Here is a 16,765-nt window from a genome sequence, read left to right on the forward strand (position 1 = left end):
GCTCCACCATCCCGCAGGGCGATTCCCGGGCCAAGTAGTTTGGGCGGGGTGAACGGGCGGTCGTGGGCAGGTCTCGTCCGGCTCGCGCTGCTCGCCGCGCTCGTCGCGCTGTTCGCGGTCGGCGTCGCCACCGGCGTCACGCCCGGCGTCGACGAGGTCCGCGGCTGGGTCGACGCCGCCGGGCCCGCCGCGCCGCTGGTGTTCGTGGCGGTCTGCGCGGCCGGGTCGTCGGTGCTGGTGCCCAAACCCGTGCTGAGCGTGCTCGGCGGCGTCGTGTTCGGGCCGTGGCTCGGGGCCGGGGTGGTGGTGGCGGGCGTGACGCTGGGCGCGCTGGTCGGCTTCGCGCTGTCCCGCGGGCTCGGGCGCGACGCGGTCCGGCCCGCCGAGGGGCGCTTCGCCCGCGTGGACCGGGTGCTCGAACGGCACGGTTTCGCCGCCGTGGTGGCGTTGCGGCTGCTGCCGGTGGTGCCGTTCGGCCTGGTCAACTACACCGCCGGGCTCACCGGCGTGCGGGTCGGCTCGTTCGCGGCCGGCACGGCGCTCGGCGTGGTGCCCGCCACGCTCGTCTACACCGCCACCGGCGCGTCGCTGACCACCATGACGACCGGCGGGTGGCTGCTGGCGGGCGCGGCGGTGGCGCTGCCCGCGCTGGTCGGGTTCGCGGTGTTCCGGGTCAGGCGAGCGCGGTGACCGCCGCCACCACCTCCGGGCCGTCGAGCAGCACCCGGTCGTTGTGGTCGGCGCCCGGCACCTCCACCGCGCGACCGCCCGCCGCCGCGGCCACCGCGCGGCTCTGGTCGGGCGGGACCACCGAGTCGGCGGAGCCGTAGACGACGGTGACCGGCGCGCTGGTCGCGGCCGCGTGCTCGGCGGTCGGGAACCGGTCCAGCAGCAGCCACCGCACCGGCAGGAACGGGTAGTGCACCCGGCCCACCGCGGCCAGGTCGGTGAACGGCGAGCGCAGCACCAGCCCCACCGGCGGGTGCGCCACGGCCAGCTCCGCGACCACGGCCGAGCCCAGGCTCTCCCCGAAGTACAGCAGCGGCAGGCCGGTCTCGGCGAGCAGGAAGTCGCGGGCCGCCCGGACGTCGAGCGCCAGACCCGCCTCGGTCGGCGAGCCGGGGTTGCCGCCGAAACCCCGGTAGTCCAGCAGCAGCACCGACAGGCCCCGGGCGGTGAGCGCCCTCGCGAGCGGCACGCGCATCGACCGGTTGCCCGCGTTGCCCGGCGCGACCAGCACGGCGGCCCGCGCGCCGGGCGCGGGGAAGTACCAGGCCGACAGGTCCAGCCCGTCGGCAGTGGCGAGGGTGACGTCGCGGCCGCCGGGCAGCACGTCGGCCGCCGCGGGCAGCGGACCGCCCGAGGGCAGGAAGACGAGCTTGCGCTGGAAGGCGAACGCGCTGCCGAGCACCACGGCCACGATGATGGCGACCGCGGCGGACCCGAGCAACACGCGCCTGCGCACGGGACCATGATGGGGCAGGCGCAAACCGGTTGCGGCCGGAGATCGGGACCGGCGAGGCTGCCCCGGTGGACATGCACGCCGACCAGTTGACCGTCACCCCGGCCACGGTCCGCGCGCTGGTGGCCGACCAGTTCCCCCGGTGGCGGGACCTGCCCGTGCGGGCCGTCGCCGCGCACGGGACCGTCAACGCGATCTTCCGCCTCGGCGACGACCTCGCCGCCCGCTTCCCGCTGCGGCCCGGCGACCCCGAAGAGGTCCGGCGGCAGCTCGCGGCCGAGGCCGACGCCGCCCGCGAGCTGCTCGGCCGCACCCCGTTCCGCACGCCCGAACCGGTCGCCCCGGGCGAACCCGGCGCGGGGTTCCCGCTGCCCTGGTCGGTGCAGACCTGGCTGCCCGGCGAGCCGGCCACGCCCGACGCCCTCGCCGGGTCCGCCCCGTTCGCGCGCGACCTGGCCGCGTTCGTGCGCGGCGTGCGCGCGGTGGACACCCGCGGCCGGGTGTTCCGCGGCGGTGGCAGGGGAGGGGAGCTGCGGACCCACGACGCGTGGCTGGAGACCTGCTTCGAGCGCAGCGGGCACCTCCTGGACGTGCCCCGGCTGCGCCGGCTGTGGGCGGACGCGCGCCTGCTGCCGCGCGGCGACGCCCCCGACGTGATGAGCCACACCGACCTGATCCCCGGCAACGTGCTCGTCGCGGGCGGGCGGCTGGTCGGCGTGATCGACGTCGGCGGGTTCGGGCCGGCCGACCCCGCGCTGGACCTCGTCGGCGCCTGGCACCTGCTCGACGCGGGACCCCGGCGGGTGTTCCGCGCCGCCCTGGGCTGCGCCGACGACGAGTGGGCGCGCGGCCGGGCGTGGGCCTTCCAGCAGGCCATGGGCCTCGTCTGGTACTACGCCGAGAGCAACCCGGTGATGAGCGGGCTGGGGCGCAGCACCCTCGCGCGCGTCCTGGCCGACGAGCGGGAACACGGAGCGCTGTCGCCCGGCGACGCGGAGCACATCGGTTAGGTTGTCGCCATGGCGACCGCGGATCCCGCCGGCGCGGAACCCCGGTGGGCCGAGTGGCGCAGACCGGGGCCCACACCGGCCCAGCAACGCCGGGACGTGGTGCTCGCGCTGGGCGTGATGGCCGGCGCGCTCGTGACGACCGTCCTGGTCAACAGCATGGGCGCGTTGGCGTTCGGCACGGCGCCCTCGCTGGGCGAGCAGCTGTTCTGGGGCGTCGCGGTGACCGCACCGCTGGCGGTGCGCCGCCGGTTCCCGCTCGCCGTGCTCCTGGTGGTGGGCGTGCTGTTCATCGCCGCCCAGGCCCGGCAGACCGGCGACAACTTCGTGCCCTCGGTGGCGTTGTTCGTCGCGATCTGCACCTCCGGCGCGTGGGAGCGGAACCGCGTGGTCGCCCGCTGGTCGCGGATCGGGGTCATCGCGGTCATGTTCGCCTGGCTCGGGTTCGGCCTGGTCCGGTTCCTCATCGGACCGCCGCAGGACTACGGCGACGTCACCGGGCCGCTGGACCCGGTGCTGGCGTCCGTCCTCTACGGACTCGGCTTCAACGTCCTGTTCTTCCTGTCCGCCTACGTGGTCGGCGAGACCGCCTGGGTGTCCGCCCGCCGGCAGGCCGAGCTGGAGCACCGCGCCGAGCAGCTGCGCCGCTCCCAGGAGCAGAACACCCGCGGCGCGATCGTCGCCGAGCGCATGCGCATCGCCCGCGACCTGCACGACGTGGTCGCCCACCACGTGTCGGTGATGGGCATCCAGGCGGGCGCCGCGCGGCGCGTGCTCGACACCGACCGCGAGCTGGCCCGCTCCGCGCTGCTGATGGTCGAGCGGACCGCCCGCGACTCGGTCGGCGAGCTGCGCGGCCTGCTGGGCGTGCTGCGGGCCGACCCGGTCGCGGAGGACGCGCCGGACGGCGAGCTGGCCGCCCTGGACCGGCTGCCCGAACTGCTGGACACGGCGCGGTCCGCCGGGTTGGAGGTGGCGCACAGCACCCACGGCGAGCCCCGCCCCGTGCCGGACGGCGTCGCGCTGTCGGCCTACCGGGTGGTGCAGGAGGCGCTGACCAACGTGGTCAAGCACGCGGGCGCGCGGCGGGTCGACGTCCGGGTCCGCTACCTCGACCGCGCGCTGGAGGTCGAGATCGCCGACGACGGCCGCGGCGCCGCGGCCGTGCCCGCGCCCGGCGGGGAGGGCGGCAGGACCACCGGTTTCGGCCTGTTGGGCATGAAGGAGCGCGTCGCGGTCCACGGTGGACGCCTCGAGTCCGGTCCCCGCAAGGACCGCGGCTACCTGGTGCGCGCGACCCTGCCGACCACCACCGAGGAGGGGCAACAGTGACCGACCTGCCGCTGCGCGTCGTGCTCGCCGACGACCAGGACCTGGTCCGCGCCGGGTTCCGGGTCATCCTCGGGACGGAGGACGGCATCGAGGTCGTCGGCGAGGCGGGCGACGGCGAGCGCGCCGTCGACCTGGTGGAGCGGCTGCGGCCCGACGTGGTGCTCATGGACGTCCAGATGCCGCGCGTGGACGGGCTGGAGGCCACCCGGCGCGTCCTGGGCCGGCCCGGCAACACGACCAAGGTCGTCATCCTGACCACGTTCGACCGCGAGGACTACCTGTTCGAGGCGCTGCGGGCGGGCGCGAGCGGTTTCCTGCTCAAGAACGCCTCGCCGGAGGACCTGGTGGAGTCCGTCCGGATCGTGGCCCGCGGCGACGCGCTGCTCTCGCCCGAGGTGACCCGCCGCGTCATCGCGAAGTTCCACGGCGGGGGCGGGCCGGGGACCGGCCCCGTGGCGGCGCACCGGCCGCCCGAGCTGACCGACCGCGAGTACGAGGTGCTGGTCGAGCTGGCGCGCGGCGCCAGCAACGCCGAGATCGCCCGCACCCTGTACCTGGGGGAGACCACGGTCAAGACCCACGTGTCCAGGGTGCTCGGCAAGCTCGACCTGCGCGACCGCACGCACGCCGTGGTGTTCGCCTACGAGCGCGGCATCGTCCAGCCCGGCGACGGCCGCGGGTAGGCCGCGAGGAGGACCCGGCGGGTGGGTCCGGCGGAGGACGCCCCGCGGGCGCGGCGCGGCATAGCCTCGTCGTCGTGTTGACTGTGAAGGCGATCAGCCGGAGCTTCGGCGACCACCGGGTGCTCCACGACGTGACGTTCGACGTCCGCCCCGGGCGGATGACCGGCTTCCTCGGCGCGAACGGCTCGGGCAAGACCACGACGATGCGGATCGTCCTGGGCGTGCTCGCGCCGCAGGGCGGCGAGGTGACCTGGAACGGGCGGCCGCTCACCGCCGGGACGCGGCCCTCCTTCGGGTACATGCCCGAGGAGCGCGGCCTCTACCCGAAGATGGCGGTGGCCGACCAGATCGCGTGGCTCGGCCGGCTGCACGGCCTGGACCGGGCCACCGCCCGCGCGAACACCGACCGCCTGCTCGACCGGCTCGACCTCACCGAGCGCGCGGGCGACCGGCTGGAGGAGCTGTCGCTGGGCAACCAGCAGCGCGTGCAGATCGCCGCCGCGCTGGTGCACGACCCCGAGGTGCTGGTGCTGGACGAGCCGTTCTCCGGCCTGGACCCGATCGCGGTGGACGTGGTGCTCGGCGTGCTGCGCGAGCGGGCCGCCGCCGGCGTGCCGGTGCTGTTCTCCAGCCACCAGCTCGCGCTGGTCGAGCAGCTGTGCGACGACGTGGTCATCATCTCGGGCGGCCGGGTGACCGCCAGCGGCACGCGCGAGGAGCTGCGCGAGCGGTACGGGACGAAGCGCCACGAGCTGGTCGTGTCCTCCGACGCGGGCTGGGTGCGCGACCTGCCGGGCGTCCGCGTGGTCGAGCTGGACGGCCCGCGGGTGGTGTTCGAGCTGGACGGCGGCGACGACCAGGGCGTGCTGCGCGCGGCCCTGGAGCGCGGCGCGGTCCGCTCCTTCAGCCCGGTGGTCCCGACGCTCGACGAGATCTTCAAGGAGGCGATGTGAGCGTGTCGTTCACCGCGGCGGCCCGGCTGGTCGCCGAGCGCGAGGTCAAGGTCCTCGTGCGCACCAAGGGTTTCTGGATCAGCTTCGCCGTGCTGGTGGTGGGGCTGTTCGCGCTGACCGTGCTGCCGGGCGTGTTCGGCGGCGGCGCCACTCCGGTGGCCGTGGTCGGGTCGCAGGCGGCCGAGGCGTTCGGCAGCGACGAGGACTTCGACGTCCGCCGGGTCGACGACGCCGCCGCGGCGGAGGAGCTGGTGCGCGCCGAGGAGGTGGACGCCGCGATCGTGCCGGACACCACCGGCGAGTCGGCCACCGGCGTGCGCGTGGTCGCCCTGGTCGAGCCGCCGGGCGAGGTGGTGGCCGCGCTGGCGACCGCGCCGCCGGTGGACCTGCTGGACCCGGCCGAGGTCAACGAGGGCAAGCGGTTCGTCGTCATCCTCGTGTTCGCCCTGGTGTTCATGATGTTCGGGATGAGCGGCGCGGCCATCGCGCAGGGCACCGTCACCGAGAAGCAGACCCGGATCGTGGAGATCCTGGTGTCCGCGGTCCCGGTGCGGGCGATGCTGGCGGGCAAGATCGCCGGGCACACCCTGCTGACCATCGGGCAGGTGGTGGTGCTCGCCCTGGCCGCGCCCGTCGCCCTGCGCCTGGGCGGTCAGTCCGAGCTGCTCGCGGTCGTCGCGCCGGCCCTGGGCTGGTTCGTGCCGTTCCTGGTGCTGGGGTTCGTGCTGCTGGCCTCGATGTGGGCGGTGGCGGGCTCGCTGGTCAGCCGCCAGGAGGACCTGGGCTCCAGCATGGGCCTGGTGATGATGCTGGTCATGGGCCCCTACTTCGCGGTGATGGTCTTCGCCGACAACCCGGCGGTGATGGGCGTGCTGTCCTACGTCCCGTTCTCCGCGCCCGTCGCGATGCCGGTGCGGCTGTTCGCCGGTCAGGCGCAGGCGTGGGAGGCGCTGCTTTCGCTGGGCGTGCTGACCTGCTCGGTGGTGGTGATCGTGCTGCTGGCCACCCGCCTGTACGAGGGGTCGCTGATGCGCACGGGCGGCAAGGTCGCGCTGTCCAAGGCGTGGGCCCGGCAGGACTGATGCTGTGATGTGACTCTCAGGTGGCTCAGTTGCCCCTCTCTGCTTGTTACGAATACTTCGCAACAACACGAGAGGGGCAATTGGGGTGCGTGGGATTCCCGGGCGGCTGGCCGCCGTCGTGCTCGTCGCGGCGACCGCCGCGACGGCCTGTTCCAGCGGTGGCGGGACCGGCGGTCCCGCGCCGACCGAGCTGAGGCTGGCCATCGGCGGCGAGTCGGAGGACGGCTACGACCCGACGCTGGGCTGGGGCCGCTACGGCAACCCGCTGTTCCAGTCCACCCTGCTCACCCGCGACGCCGACCTCGGCATCGCCAACGACCTGGCCACCCGCCACTCGGTGAGCCCCGACGGTCTGGTGTGGACGGTGGACGTCCGGACCGACGCCAGGTTCACCGACGGGCGGCCGGTCACCGCGCGCGACGTCGCCTACACCTTCACCACGGCCGCCAAGAGCGGCGGCCTCACCGACGTCACCGTCCTGCGGGAGGCCGTGGCCGTCGACGACGACACCGTGGAACTGCGCCTGAGCCGGCCCCAGAGCACCTTCGTCAACCGCCTGGTGTCGCTGGGCATCGTGCCCGAGCACGCCCACGGGCCCGACTACGCGCGCAAGCCCGTCGGCTCCGGCCCGTTCGTGCTGGAGCAGTGGGACGAGGGGCAGCAGCTCATCGTCCGGCGCAACGACGACTACTACGGCGCCAAGCCCGCCTTCGAGCGCGTCGTGTTCGTCTTCACCGGCGAGGACGCCTCCCTGGCCGCGGCCCGCTCCGGCCAGGTCGACGTGGCCGCGCTGCCCTCCTCGCTGGCCTCCACCACCATGCCCGGCATGGAGCTGCACCGGGTCCAGTCCGTCGACAACCGCGGCATCATGTTCCCCTACCAGCCCGCCGACGGCCGCACCGACGAGGACGGCAACCCCATCGGCAACGACGTCACCTCGGACCTGGCCGTGCGGCGCGCGGTCAACACCGCCCTGGACCGCAAGGCCCTGGTCGACGGCGTGCTCAACGGCTACGGCCGCCCCGCCACCGGCCCGGTCGACGGCATGCCCTGGTACGAGCCCTCCACCGCGGTCGCCGACAACGACCCGGAGGCCGCGCGCCGCCTGCTCGACGAGGCCGGGTGGCGCGACGCCGACGGTGACGGCACCCGCGAGCGCGACGGCGTGAAGGCCGGGTTCACCCTCCTCTACCCGGCCACCGACTCCCTGCGGCAGGGCCTCGCGCTCGCCGCGGCCGACATGCTCAAGGCCGTCGGCATCGAGGTGACGCCCAAGGGCGAGAGCTGGGAGGTCATCTACACCCGCATGCACGCCGACGCGGTGCTGTTCGGCTGGGGCAGCCACGACCCCACCGAGATGCACAACCTGTACTCGTCGGAGCAGGCGGGCGTGGAGAGCTGGAACCCCGGCTTCTACGCCGACGCCGAGGTCGACGCCGCCCTGGGCGCGGCGATGGCCGCCACCGACCCCGACGAGGCCACCCGGCACTGGAAGGACGCCCAGCGCGGGTTCGGCCCGGCCGCCGACGCGCCGTGGGCCTGGCTGGTCAACCTCGACCACACCTACTTCGTCGACTCCTGCCTGGACGTCGGCCCGGCGCAGGTCGAACCGCACGGCCACGGCTGGCCGATCACCTGGGGCATCACCGGCTGGCGCTGGACGTGCTGACCGCCCTGCTGCGCGGCGCCGCCGGGCGGCTGGTGCGACTGGCGCTGCTGCTCGCCGCGGTGGCCGTGGCGTCCTTCGCGCTGATGGTCAACTCCCCGGTCGACCCGGTCGCCGCCTACGTCGGCGCGGACGTGACGGCGATCGGCCCGGAGCAGCGGGCGCTGATCGCGGAGCGCTGGGGGCTGGACGACCCGGCCCCCGAGCGGTTCCTGTCCTGGTTCGGCAACCTCTTGCAGGGCGACTTCGGCTTCTCGGCGACGTTCAACCAGCCGGTGCTGGACGTCATCGGCGACAAGTTCCTCACGAGCCTGGCGCTCATGGCGCTGGCCTGGCTGCTGTCCGGCCTGCTGGGCTTCGCGCTCGGCCTGGTCGCGGGTGTCCGGCAGGGCCGCCCGGCCGACCGGGTGATCACCTGGTGGTCCTACACGCTGGCCTCCGCGCCGACGTTCTGGGTCGGGCTGCTCCTGCTGTACGCCTTCGCGGTGTCGCTGAACTGGGCGCCGGTGTGCTGCGCCGTGCCGATCGGCGTGCCCGCCGCCGAGGTGACGCTGCTCGACCGGCTGCACCACCTGGCGCTGCCCGCGATCACGCTCAGCGTGGTGGGCGTCGCCCCGGTCGTGCTGCACACCCGGCAGGCCGTGATCGAGGCGATGGGCAGCGACCACGTGGCGTTCGCCAGGGCTCAGGGCGAGCGGGGCCTCGGCCTGGTGCTGCACCGGGTGGTGCGCAACGCCGCCGCGCCGGCGCTGCTGCTCCAATTCGGCTCGCTCGGCGAGCTGTTCGGCGGCTCGGTGCTGGCCGAGCAGGTGTTCTCCTACCCCGGCCTCGGCGCGGCCACCACGACCGCCGCGCTGGGCCAGGACGTGCCGCTGCTGCTGGGCATCGCCCTGTTCACCACGGTCCTCGTGTTCGCGGGCAACGCCATCGGCGACCGCGTGCACGCCGCCGTCGACCCGCGGGCCGCGCTCGCCGACGCCAGGAGGCGCTCGTGACCGCCGTCCTGCCGCGCCTGGACCGCCGCGCCCGCACCCTGGCCTACCTCGGCGCCTCGGCGCTGCTCGTGCTGGCCGTGGTGGTCGCGGGCACGCTCGCGGCGGACGCCGCGCAGACCACGGGCCTGTCCGCGCGCAACCGGCCGCCGTCGGTCGAGCACTGGTTCGGCACCGACTGGCTGGGCCGGGACGTGCTGGCCCGCGTGCTCGCCGGGCTGCGGCTGAGCCTGGTGGTGGGCACCTCGGCGGCGGCGCTGTCGGCGTTGATCGCGCTCGTGCTGGCCTGCGCGGCGACGGTCGGCGGTCCGAAGGTGGACGCGGTCGTCGGCTGGCTGGTCGACCTGTTCCTGGCGCTGCCGCACCTGGTGCTGCTGATCCTGCTGGCGTTCGCCCTGGGCGGCGGCACGGAGGCGGTGGTCGTCGCGGTCGCGGTGACCCACTGGCCGACGCTGACCCGCGTGCTGCGCGGCCAGGCCCGGCAGGTGGTCGGCTCGGACTTCATCACGGTGTCCGCGCAACTGGGCCGGAGCCCGTGGTGGATCGCCCGGCGGCACGTGGCCGGGCACCTGGTCGGGCAGTTCCTGGTCGGCCTGGTGCTGCTGTTCCCGCACGCGATCCTGCACGAGGCGGCGCTGTCGTTCCTCGGCCTGGGCGTGGACCCGGCCGAGCCGTCGATCGGCGTGCTGCTGGCCGAGTCGATGCGCTTCCTGTCCGCCGGCGCGTGGTGGCTGGCCGTGCTGCCCGGCCTGTGCCTGCTGCTGGTGGTCAAGGCGGTCGACGGCATCGGCGAGAACCTGCGCGCGCTGCTGAACCCGAGGAGCCACCACTCGTGAGCCCGCTGCTGGAAGTCTCCTCGCTGGCCGTGTCGTTCCACCAGTACGAGCGGGGGCTGCGCCGCCGCACGGTGGTCGCGCTGTCCGGGATGGACCTGACCGCCGACCGCGGCGAGCTGGTCGCCCTGGTCGGGGCGAGCGGCGCGGGCAAGAGCCTGCTCGCGCACGCCGTGCTCGGCATGCTGCCGCCCAACGCCGAGGAGAGCGGCGCGGTCCGCCTCGACGGCGTCGAGCTGGACCCGGCGGCCCGCCGCGCGCGGGCCGGGCACGGCATCGCGCTGCTGCCGCAGGCGGTGACGTTCCTGGACCCGGTGACGCCGGTCGGGCGGCAGGTGCGGCGCTCGGCGGCGCTGGCCCGCAGGCCCGACCCGAAGCCGGCCGCGGCGGTGGCGCTGGCGGACCGGGGGCTGGGTCCGGAGGTGGCGCGCCGGCACCCGCACGAGCTGTCCGGCGGCATGGTCCGGCGCGTGCTGACCGCCATGGCGATGATGGCGAGCCCCGCGCTGGTGCTCGCGGACGAGCCGACGCCGGGCCTGCCGCCCGAGGCGGTGCGGGCGGTGCTGGCCGAGCTGCGCCGCATCGCCGACGAGGACCGGGCCGTCGTGCTGATCACCCACGACCTGACCGCGGCCCTGGAGGTCGCCGACCGGGTGGTGATCTGCCGGGACGGCCGCACCGTGGACGAGGCGCGCCCGGAGGACTTCCGCGACGACGGCGCGGCGCTGTCCCACCCGTACACCCGCGCGCTGTGGCGGGCCCTGCCCGCCAACGGCTTCCACCTGCCGGAGGACCCGTGACCCTGCTCGCCGAAGACGTCTGGTTCCGCTACGGCAGGCGGCAGCCGTGGGTGGTGCGCGGCGCGTCGTTGACCGTCGCGCCGGGAGAGGTCGTCGGGCTGCACGGGCCCAGCGGCGCGGGCAAGAGCACCCTGGGCAGGGTGCTGGCCGGGCTCGTCGCGCCGCAACGGGGCCGGGTCGAGGTCGACGGCGCGCCGCCGCGGCCCGACCGCCGCGCCGGGCGGCCGAACCCGGTGCAGGTGGTGCACCAGCACGCCCACCTGGCCATGGACCCGCTGTGGAAGGTGGGCGCGGTGCTCGCCGAGGCGGGCGCGGAGGCGGTCGACCCGGCCCTGGTGCCGCCGGAGCTGCTGGACCGGTTCCCGCACGAGATCAGCGGCGGCGAGGCGCAGCGGGTCAACCTGGCGCGGGCGCTGCTGGCCCGGCCGCGGTTCGTGGTCGCCGACGAGATCAGCGCGAGCCTGGACGCGATCAGCCAGGCCGGGGTGTGGCGGCTGCTGCTGGCGGAGGTCCGCGCCCGGGGCATCGGCGTGCTGGCCGTCTCCCACGACGGGCCGCTGCTGGAGGCCGTGGCGGACCGGGTGCTCGACTTCGCCGACCTCGCGGCCTCACCCGATCGGGTTGTCACTGGATAGTGGTAATCCTGCGCGGGGATCCCCAAATGTCCACCGCAGGTTGGACGATTGGTCCGTCAAGGGCTGCTTTCCTCGTTCCTGGCCCGAACGGACGAACCAAGGGGGCAATGATGTCGGAAGCACGCTTCGCCGCGCCGGACAGCAGTTCGAGGGGTGACCGGTCCGGGAAGGACGGCTCCAGCCGGTCGGTGGAACCAGACCCGGCGACGCCCGACCGGCAGCCGGCGCAGCCTCCCGGCATCCCGGTCCCCGGGGTCTGCGAGCACGGTGTGCCGGGGTGCACGCGCTGCGGAGGATGACGGCCGGCCGTGCCAGGTCCGTCGTCGCGGACGCCGCGCTCGCCGCGGTCGCCTGCGCGATGGACCTGGCCTTGTACTCCTCCGTGCCGCTACGGGCGGACGACCCGGAGTTCTGGACCGCGGTGGGGTACCTGGTAGTGGTCTTCGCGGCCCTGCTGGTGCGGCGACGGCACCCGGCGGCGGTGTTCGTCGTCGTGCTGGCACTGGCCGTGCTGGTGGAGCCGCTGGCCGGGATCGACATCCAGCCCGCGCTCGTGGTGTACCTCGCGCTGTTCTCCGTCGCGGTGAGCTGCCGGAAGGAGGTGGCGGTCGCCGCGCTGGCGGGTGGGTTGGCGTGCGCCGGCCGGGTCGCGTTCGACAGCGTTCACGTGGAGAACGTCGAAGACTTCGTGGTGGAGGTCGCCGCGGCGGTGTACCTGACGGCCCTGCCGCTGTCCGCGTGGGTGGCCGGCCGGTGGGTGAGGACCAGCCGGGAGCACGCGAAGGACCTGGAGGCGCGCCGGGAGCTGGAGGCGCGGCAGGCGGTGGTGGAGGAGCGGGCGCGCATCGCCCGGGAGCTGCACGACGTCGTGTCGCACGCGGTGACCGTGATGGTGCTCCAGGCGGCGGGCGGTCGCCGCGCGCTGCACCGCGACCCGGCGCGGGCCGAGCGGGTGTTCGACACCATCGGCCAGGTGGGGGAGCAGGCGATGGGCGAGCTGCGCCGGATGCTGGGCGTGCTGCGCACCGACGGCCCGGACGAGCCGGAGCCGCCGGGGTCCGGGGTGGCCGACCTGCCGCGCCTGCTCGGCCCGGTCCGCGCCGTCGGCATCGACGTGGAGCTGCGGGTGGAGGGCGAGCCGCGGGCCCTCGAACCGGGTGTGGACCTCGCGGTGTACCGCGTGGTGCAGGAGGGGCTGACCAACGTCACCAAGCACGCCGGGGCGGGTGCGCGTGTCGAGGTCCGGCTGACCTGGTCGGGGGACCGGGTGGAGGTCGAGGTGGTCGACGACGGGGGCGAGGGGGAGCCCCCGCGTGGCCTGTCCACCGGGCACGGGCTGTCCGGGCTGCGGCAGCGGCTGGCGGTGCTCGGCGGCGACCTCACGGCGGGGGAGCTGCACGGCGGCGGGTTCCGGCTCGCCGCCGTGCTGCCGGTCGCGGACCGGCTCGTGACGTCGGGTTGACCCCCCTCGCGCCGTATCAGGCGTAGCGGGGCAGCGTGGCCGCCACCTCGTCCGGCGACGGCATGGCGGCCACCTCGGCGGCGATCGCCCCGGCGGCGTCGCGCACGGCCTCGTCGGCCAGCAGGCGCCGGGCCACGTCGGCCACCGCCTCGGCGGTGACCTGCTCGCCCAGCAGCTGGTCGCCCAGCCCCGCCGCGGTCACCGCCGCCGCGTTGCTGAACTGGTCGGCGCCCTGCGGCAGGACCAGCTGCGGCACGCCCGCGCCGAAGGAGCCCATGGTGGTGCCGCTGCCGCCGTGGTGCACCACGAGGTCCACGTGCGGCAGCAGGTCGGCCTGCGGCACCCAGGGCAGCACGACGACGTTGTCGGGCACCTCGCCGAGCGCGTCGGTCGACACGGTGGGCCCGGCGGCGACCAGCACCCGCGTGCCCAGCGCGGCCAGGCCCGTGATCGCGGCGCGCAGCACCCCGGCGTCGCCGAACGCGGTGCCCAGCGTCAGGTAGACCAGCGGCTCGCGGTGCTCGGTCACCCACGCGGGCAGCTCGCCGGGCTCGGCGAAGGGCACCGGCCGCAGCTCGATCCGGTTCGCGGTGCCCAGGAACTCCGGCGCCTGCACCGACGGCGGGCAGATGTCGAGGTACGGGTTGTCCAGCAGCATGGGGTTCTGCTCGGGCACCCGCCCGCCGATTTCCTCGGCCGCCTGGTGCATGAAGTCGGCGGCGTCGGTGAACTCGTCGCCCGACCACATGCGGCCGAAGCCGTGGCACAGGGCGGGCACGCCGGCCACCTGCGCGGCCAGCCCCGCGCCGACGTTGGCCAGCTCGTGCACCACGAGGTCCGGCCGCCGCTCGGCGATGACCGGTGCGAGGTCGGTCGCGAAGGCGCGCGGGAGGACGTAGCCGAACATCTTGGCGATCAGCTTCGGGTCGATGTCGTGCGGTCGGTCGTTGCCGGGCCCGGCCGCGCTGAGGGAGGCGAACGCCGCGCCGATGTCGAGGCCCCCGGTGACGTGCTCGACGTCGTGCGCCTTTAAGGCGTTCGCGAACGGCTCCGAGGTGACGTAGACGACTTCGTGGCCCTGTCGGCGGGCGGCGACCGCCAGCGGGATCAGCGGGTAGGTGTGCCCGTGCGAGCCGATGCTCGAAAAGAGGATCTTCACTGGTTCGAGCGTACTCACTTTTTCCACAGCGGGTGAATTGTGGGCGGGTGAGAGACGGGTCACTCCACCAGGCCGGTCCGCACGGATGCGGTCGCCTCGACGCTGGCCGCGAGGAAGCGCGCGACGACCTCCTTCTCCGCGTCGCTGAAGCCCTCCCACGCCTCGGTCAGCGCCTCGTTGAGCGGGGTGAAGAAGGCGCGCCCCAGTTCCAGCGCCTTGTCGTGCACCCGCAATTCGACCTTACGCCGGTCGTGGGTGCTGCGGGTGCGTTCGACGTGCCCGGACGCCTCCAGCCGGTCCAGCACGGAGGTGGTCGCGGAGGCGCTCAGGTGCATCGCCTCGGCCAGCCTGCTCGGCGACATCGGCTCGCCGGTCCACCGCGCGTCCATGATCAGCGCCAGCGCGTTGAGGTCGGTGCGGTGCATCCGCTGCCGCTCGCCGAACAGCTCCGCGAACCGGTCGCTCTCGACCGTGAGCTGCCGCAGCAACCTGACCAAGGTCGAGTTGTCGACCATGCGCCCTCCCCTTAACATTTCGATGATCGAACCATCCGATCGTCGAACTAAGTTGGTCCGGAGGACATTCTCCCGTGCACGCCACCCGTTCCCGCACCCGCTGGCTGCTCCCCGCCCTCGTGGCGGTCGCCTGGCTGGCCCTCGGCGGCTTCTCCGGGCCCTTCGCCGGCAAGCTCGGAGAGGTCTCGGTCAACGACAACACCGCGTTCCTGCCCTCCTCGGCCGAGGCCACCGAGGTGGCCGAGCGGGTCCGGGCCTTCGACGACGGGCAGGGCCCGCCCGCGGTCGTGGTCGCCGAGCGGACCTCCGGCCTCACCCCGGCCGACCGCGAGTGGCTCGGCGGCCGGGAGTGGCCGGGCCGGGCGTCCCCGGTCATCCCGTCCGAGCGGGACGACCAGGCGGCCCAGGTGGTCGTCGCGGTCGACCCGGAGGACCCGGCGGGCGCGGTCGAGGAGATCCGGTCGCTGCTGGCCTCGCCGCCCGACGGGCTGACCGTGCTGGTCGCCGGGCCCGCCGCGCAGGTCGCGGACCTGAAGGAGGCGTTCGGCGGCATCGACGGCCTGCTGCTGCTCGTGGCGGGCGCGGTCGTGGCGGTGATCCTGGTGCTGGTCTACCGCAGCCCGCTGCTGCCCTTCGTGGTGCTGCTGTCCGGCGTGTTCGCGCTGGGGCTGGCGAGCCTGGCGGTGTACCTGCTGGCCGACGGCGGCGTGATCGACCTCAACGGCCAGAGCCAGGGCATCCTGTTCATCCTCGTCTTCGGCGCGGCCACCGACTACGCCCTGCTGCTGGTCTCCCGGTTCCGCGAGGAGTTGCGCGACACCGAGGACCGCTACCGGGCCGTCCGGGTGGCCTGGCGCGCCACCATCGAGCCCATCGCGGCGTCGGCGGGCACGGTCGTCCTCGGCGTGCTGTGCCTGCTGTTCAGCGACCTCAACTCCAACAAGGGCCTCGGGCCGGTGGCCGCGATCGGCATCGGCGCGGCGTTCCTGGCGTCGGTGACCTTCCTGCCGGCCGCGCTGGCGCTGCTCGGCCGGGCCGCGTTCTGGCCGCTGCGCCCGAAGCTCGGCTCGCCGCACCCCGAGGCGAGCGGCCCGTGGGCGCGGGTGGCCCGCCTGGTCGCCGCCCGGCCGCGCGCCACGTGGGTGGTCACCACCCTGGTGCTGCTGGTCGGCGTGGCCTTCGTGCCGCAGCTCAAGGCGTCCGGCACGGCCCAGTCCGACGTCTTCCTCGCCGACGTCGACTCCGTGGCCGGGCAGGAGGTGCTGTCGCGGCACTTCCCCGGCGGCAGCGGCTCGCCCGCGATCGTGCTGGCGAACGCGGACCGGGCGCGGGAGGTCACCGAGGCCGCCGACGGCGTCGAGGGCGTCTCGGCGGTGCGGCCCGCCGGCGAGGCGCGGGGCCTGGTCCGGATCGACGCCGTGCTGACCGACCCGGCCGACTCCGAGGCGGCGCTGGCCACCGTCGAGCGGCTGCGCGACGCCGTGCGGGAGGTGCCGGGCGCCGACGCGAAGGTCGGCGGGCCCACCGCCACCCAGCTCGACACGCGCGACACCTCCGAGCGCGACCGGCTGGTGATCATCCCGATCGTGCTGGTGGTGATCTTCCTGGTGCTGGCGCTGCTGCTGCGGTCCCTGCTGGCGCCGCTGCTGCTGATCGCCACGGTGGTGCTGTCGTTCGGGGCCACCATGGGCGTGTCCGCGCTGGTGTTCAACGGCCTGCTCGACTTCCCCGGCGCGGACCCCGTCGTGCCGCTGTTCGGGTTCGTGTTCCTGGTCGCGCTGGGCATCGACTACAACATCTTCCTCATGACGCGCGTGCGCGAGGAGGCGGCGGAACTGGGCACGCGCCAGGGCGTGCTGCGCGGCCTGACCGTGACCGGCGGCGTGATCACCTCGGCGGGCGTGGTGCTCGCGGCGACGTTCTCGGCGCTGGCGGTGCTGCCGATCCTGTTCCTGGCGCAGCTCGCGTTCATCGTCGCCTTCGGCGTCCTGCTGGACACCTTCGTGGTGAGGTCGCTGCTGGTGCCGGCCCTGGCGGTGGACGTGGGACGGCGCATCTGGTGGCCGTCGGGGCTGGCGCGCGGGAAGGACTAGGTCGTGTTTCAGATGTGGCGTAGCCAGATGTTGATGGCGGCGATGTCGATGGTGGCCTGGTAGCGGACGGCGAGCTTGTCGTAGCGGGTGG

At 74.7% G+C, this 16,765-nt stretch carries 16 protein-coding genes; 13 read left to right on the top strand and 3 right to left on the bottom strand.

The genetic code is table 11. The features are described 5' to 3' along the window. Window positions 1-48 precede the first annotated feature (48 nt). Window positions 49-690, top strand: a complete 642-nt coding sequence (locus ACFV4N_RS18455; protein WP_499673755.1) for a TVP38/TMEM64 family protein — start codon at window positions 49-51, stop codon at window positions 688-690. Here ACFV4N_RS18455 and ACFV4N_RS18460 read toward each other — a convergent pair. Next, entirely contained in the window at window positions 674-1,465 is a 792-nt protein-coding gene (locus ACFV4N_RS18460) for an alpha/beta hydrolase (protein ID WP_499673756.1), read from the bottom strand. The genes ACFV4N_RS18455 and ACFV4N_RS18460 overlap by 17 nt on opposite strands. Before the next feature lie 71 nt (window positions 1,466-1,536). Between ACFV4N_RS18460 and ACFV4N_RS18465 the strand changes: the two genes are divergently transcribed. The 11 genes from ACFV4N_RS18465 to ACFV4N_RS18515 all read left to right on the top strand — a co-directional run bounded on the left by ACFV4N_RS18465 (window position 1,537) and on the right by ACFV4N_RS18515 (window position 12,907). After that, window positions 1,537-2,472 (top strand): aminoglycoside phosphotransferase family protein, encoded by a 936-nt coding sequence (locus tag ACFV4N_RS18465; RefSeq protein ID WP_499673770.1) that lies wholly within the window; start codon window positions 1,537-1,539, stop codon window positions 2,470-2,472. 9 nt (window positions 2,473-2,481) lie between these two features. Further along, window positions 2,482-3,801, top strand: coding sequence for a sensor histidine kinase (locus ACFV4N_RS18470; protein WP_499673757.1), 1,320 nt, complete (start codon window positions 2,482-2,484; stop codon window positions 3,799-3,801). Continuing rightward, entirely contained in the window at window positions 3,798-4,484 is a 687-nt protein-coding gene (locus ACFV4N_RS18475) for a response regulator (protein WP_499673758.1), read from the top strand. Before ACFV4N_RS18470 ends, ACFV4N_RS18475 begins: the two co-directional genes overlap by 4 nt. A gap of 74 nt (window positions 4,485-4,558) precedes the next feature. After that, the gene (locus ACFV4N_RS18480; RefSeq protein WP_499673759.1) at window positions 4,559-5,437 is read left to right on the top strand and encodes an ABC transporter ATP-binding protein; all 879 of its coding nucleotides are present in this window, start codon (window positions 4,559-4,561) and stop codon (window positions 5,435-5,437) included. Beyond that, window positions 5,434-6,519, top strand: a complete 1,086-nt coding sequence (locus ACFV4N_RS18485) for an ABC transporter permease (RefSeq protein WP_499673760.1) — start codon at window positions 5,434-5,436, stop codon at window positions 6,517-6,519. Before ACFV4N_RS18480 ends, ACFV4N_RS18485 begins: the two co-directional genes overlap by 4 nt. An 85-nt stretch (window positions 6,520-6,604) precedes the next feature. Beyond that, on the top strand, window positions 6,605-8,188 hold the full coding sequence (locus tag ACFV4N_RS18490) for an ABC transporter substrate-binding protein (RefSeq protein ID WP_499673761.1): 1,584 nt from the start codon (window positions 6,605-6,607) through the stop codon (window positions 8,186-8,188). Beyond that, window positions 8,182-9,180 (top strand): ABC transporter permease, encoded by a 999-nt coding sequence (locus ACFV4N_RS18495; protein ID WP_499673762.1) that lies wholly within the window; start codon window positions 8,182-8,184, stop codon window positions 9,178-9,180. Before ACFV4N_RS18490 ends, ACFV4N_RS18495 begins: the two co-directional genes overlap by 7 nt. Next, window positions 9,177-10,013: an ABC transporter permease gene (locus ACFV4N_RS18500; protein ID WP_499673763.1), complete on the top strand. Its 837-nt coding sequence runs from the start codon at window positions 9,177-9,179 to the stop codon at window positions 10,011-10,013. The genes ACFV4N_RS18495 and ACFV4N_RS18500 overlap by 4 nt, the downstream gene beginning before the upstream one ends. Next, a complete protein-coding gene (locus tag ACFV4N_RS18505) occupies window positions 10,010-10,810 on the top strand; it encodes an ATP-binding cassette domain-containing protein (protein WP_499673764.1) in 801 nt (266 codons plus the stop codon). Before ACFV4N_RS18500 ends, ACFV4N_RS18505 begins: the two co-directional genes overlap by 4 nt. Then, a complete protein-coding gene (locus tag ACFV4N_RS18510) occupies window positions 10,807-11,445 on the top strand; it encodes an ABC transporter ATP-binding protein (protein WP_499673765.1) in 639 nt (212 codons plus the stop codon). Before ACFV4N_RS18505 ends, ACFV4N_RS18510 begins: the two co-directional genes overlap by 4 nt. A 295-nt stretch (window positions 11,446-11,740) precedes the next feature. Further along, the gene (locus ACFV4N_RS18515) at window positions 11,741-12,907 is read left to right on the top strand and encodes a sensor histidine kinase (RefSeq protein ID WP_499673766.1); all 1,167 of its coding nucleotides are present in this window, start codon (window positions 11,741-11,743) and stop codon (window positions 12,905-12,907) included. 16 nt (window positions 12,908-12,923) lie between these two features. Here ACFV4N_RS18515 and ACFV4N_RS18520 read toward each other — a convergent pair whose 3' ends face one another. Both ACFV4N_RS18520 and ACFV4N_RS18525 read right to left on the bottom strand, forming a co-directional pair. After that, window positions 12,924-14,066 (bottom strand): glycosyltransferase, encoded by a 1,143-nt coding sequence (locus ACFV4N_RS18520; RefSeq protein WP_499673767.1) that lies wholly within the window; start codon window positions 14,064-14,066, stop codon window positions 12,924-12,926. 59 nt (window positions 14,067-14,125) lie between these two features. Further along, window positions 14,126-14,581: a MarR family winged helix-turn-helix transcriptional regulator gene (locus ACFV4N_RS18525; protein WP_499673768.1), complete on the bottom strand. Its 456-nt coding sequence runs from the start codon at window positions 14,579-14,581 to the stop codon at window positions 14,126-14,128. A 74-nt stretch (window positions 14,582-14,655) separates the two neighbouring features. Between ACFV4N_RS18525 and ACFV4N_RS18530 the strand changes: the two genes are divergently transcribed. After that, window positions 14,656-16,674, top strand: a complete 2,019-nt coding sequence (locus tag ACFV4N_RS18530) for an MMPL family transporter (RefSeq protein ID WP_499673769.1) — start codon at window positions 14,656-14,658, stop codon at window positions 16,672-16,674. Window positions 16,675-16,765 lie beyond the last annotated feature (91 nt).

Source organism: Actinosynnema sp. NPDC059797 (assembly GCF_042732085.1).
Lineage (GTDB): Bacteria > Actinomycetota > Actinomycetes > Mycobacteriales > Pseudonocardiaceae > Actinosynnema.

Coding starts and splice junctions, on each gene's coding strand:
- ACFV4N_RS18465 (WP_499673770.1), top strand. CDS start 1,537: ATGCACGCCGACCAGTTGACCGTCACCCCGGCCACGGTCCGCGCGCTG.
- ACFV4N_RS18470 (WP_499673757.1), top strand. CDS start 2,482: ATGGCGACCGCGGATCCCGCCGGCGCGGAACCCCGGTGGGCCGAGTGG.
- ACFV4N_RS18515 (WP_499673766.1), top strand. CDS start 11,741: ATGACGGCCGGCCGTGCCAGGTCCGTCGTCGCGGACGCCGCGCTCGCC.
- ACFV4N_RS18525 (WP_499673768.1), bottom strand. CDS start 14,581: ATGGTCGACAACTCGACCTTGGTCAGGTTGCTGCGGCAGCTCACGGTC.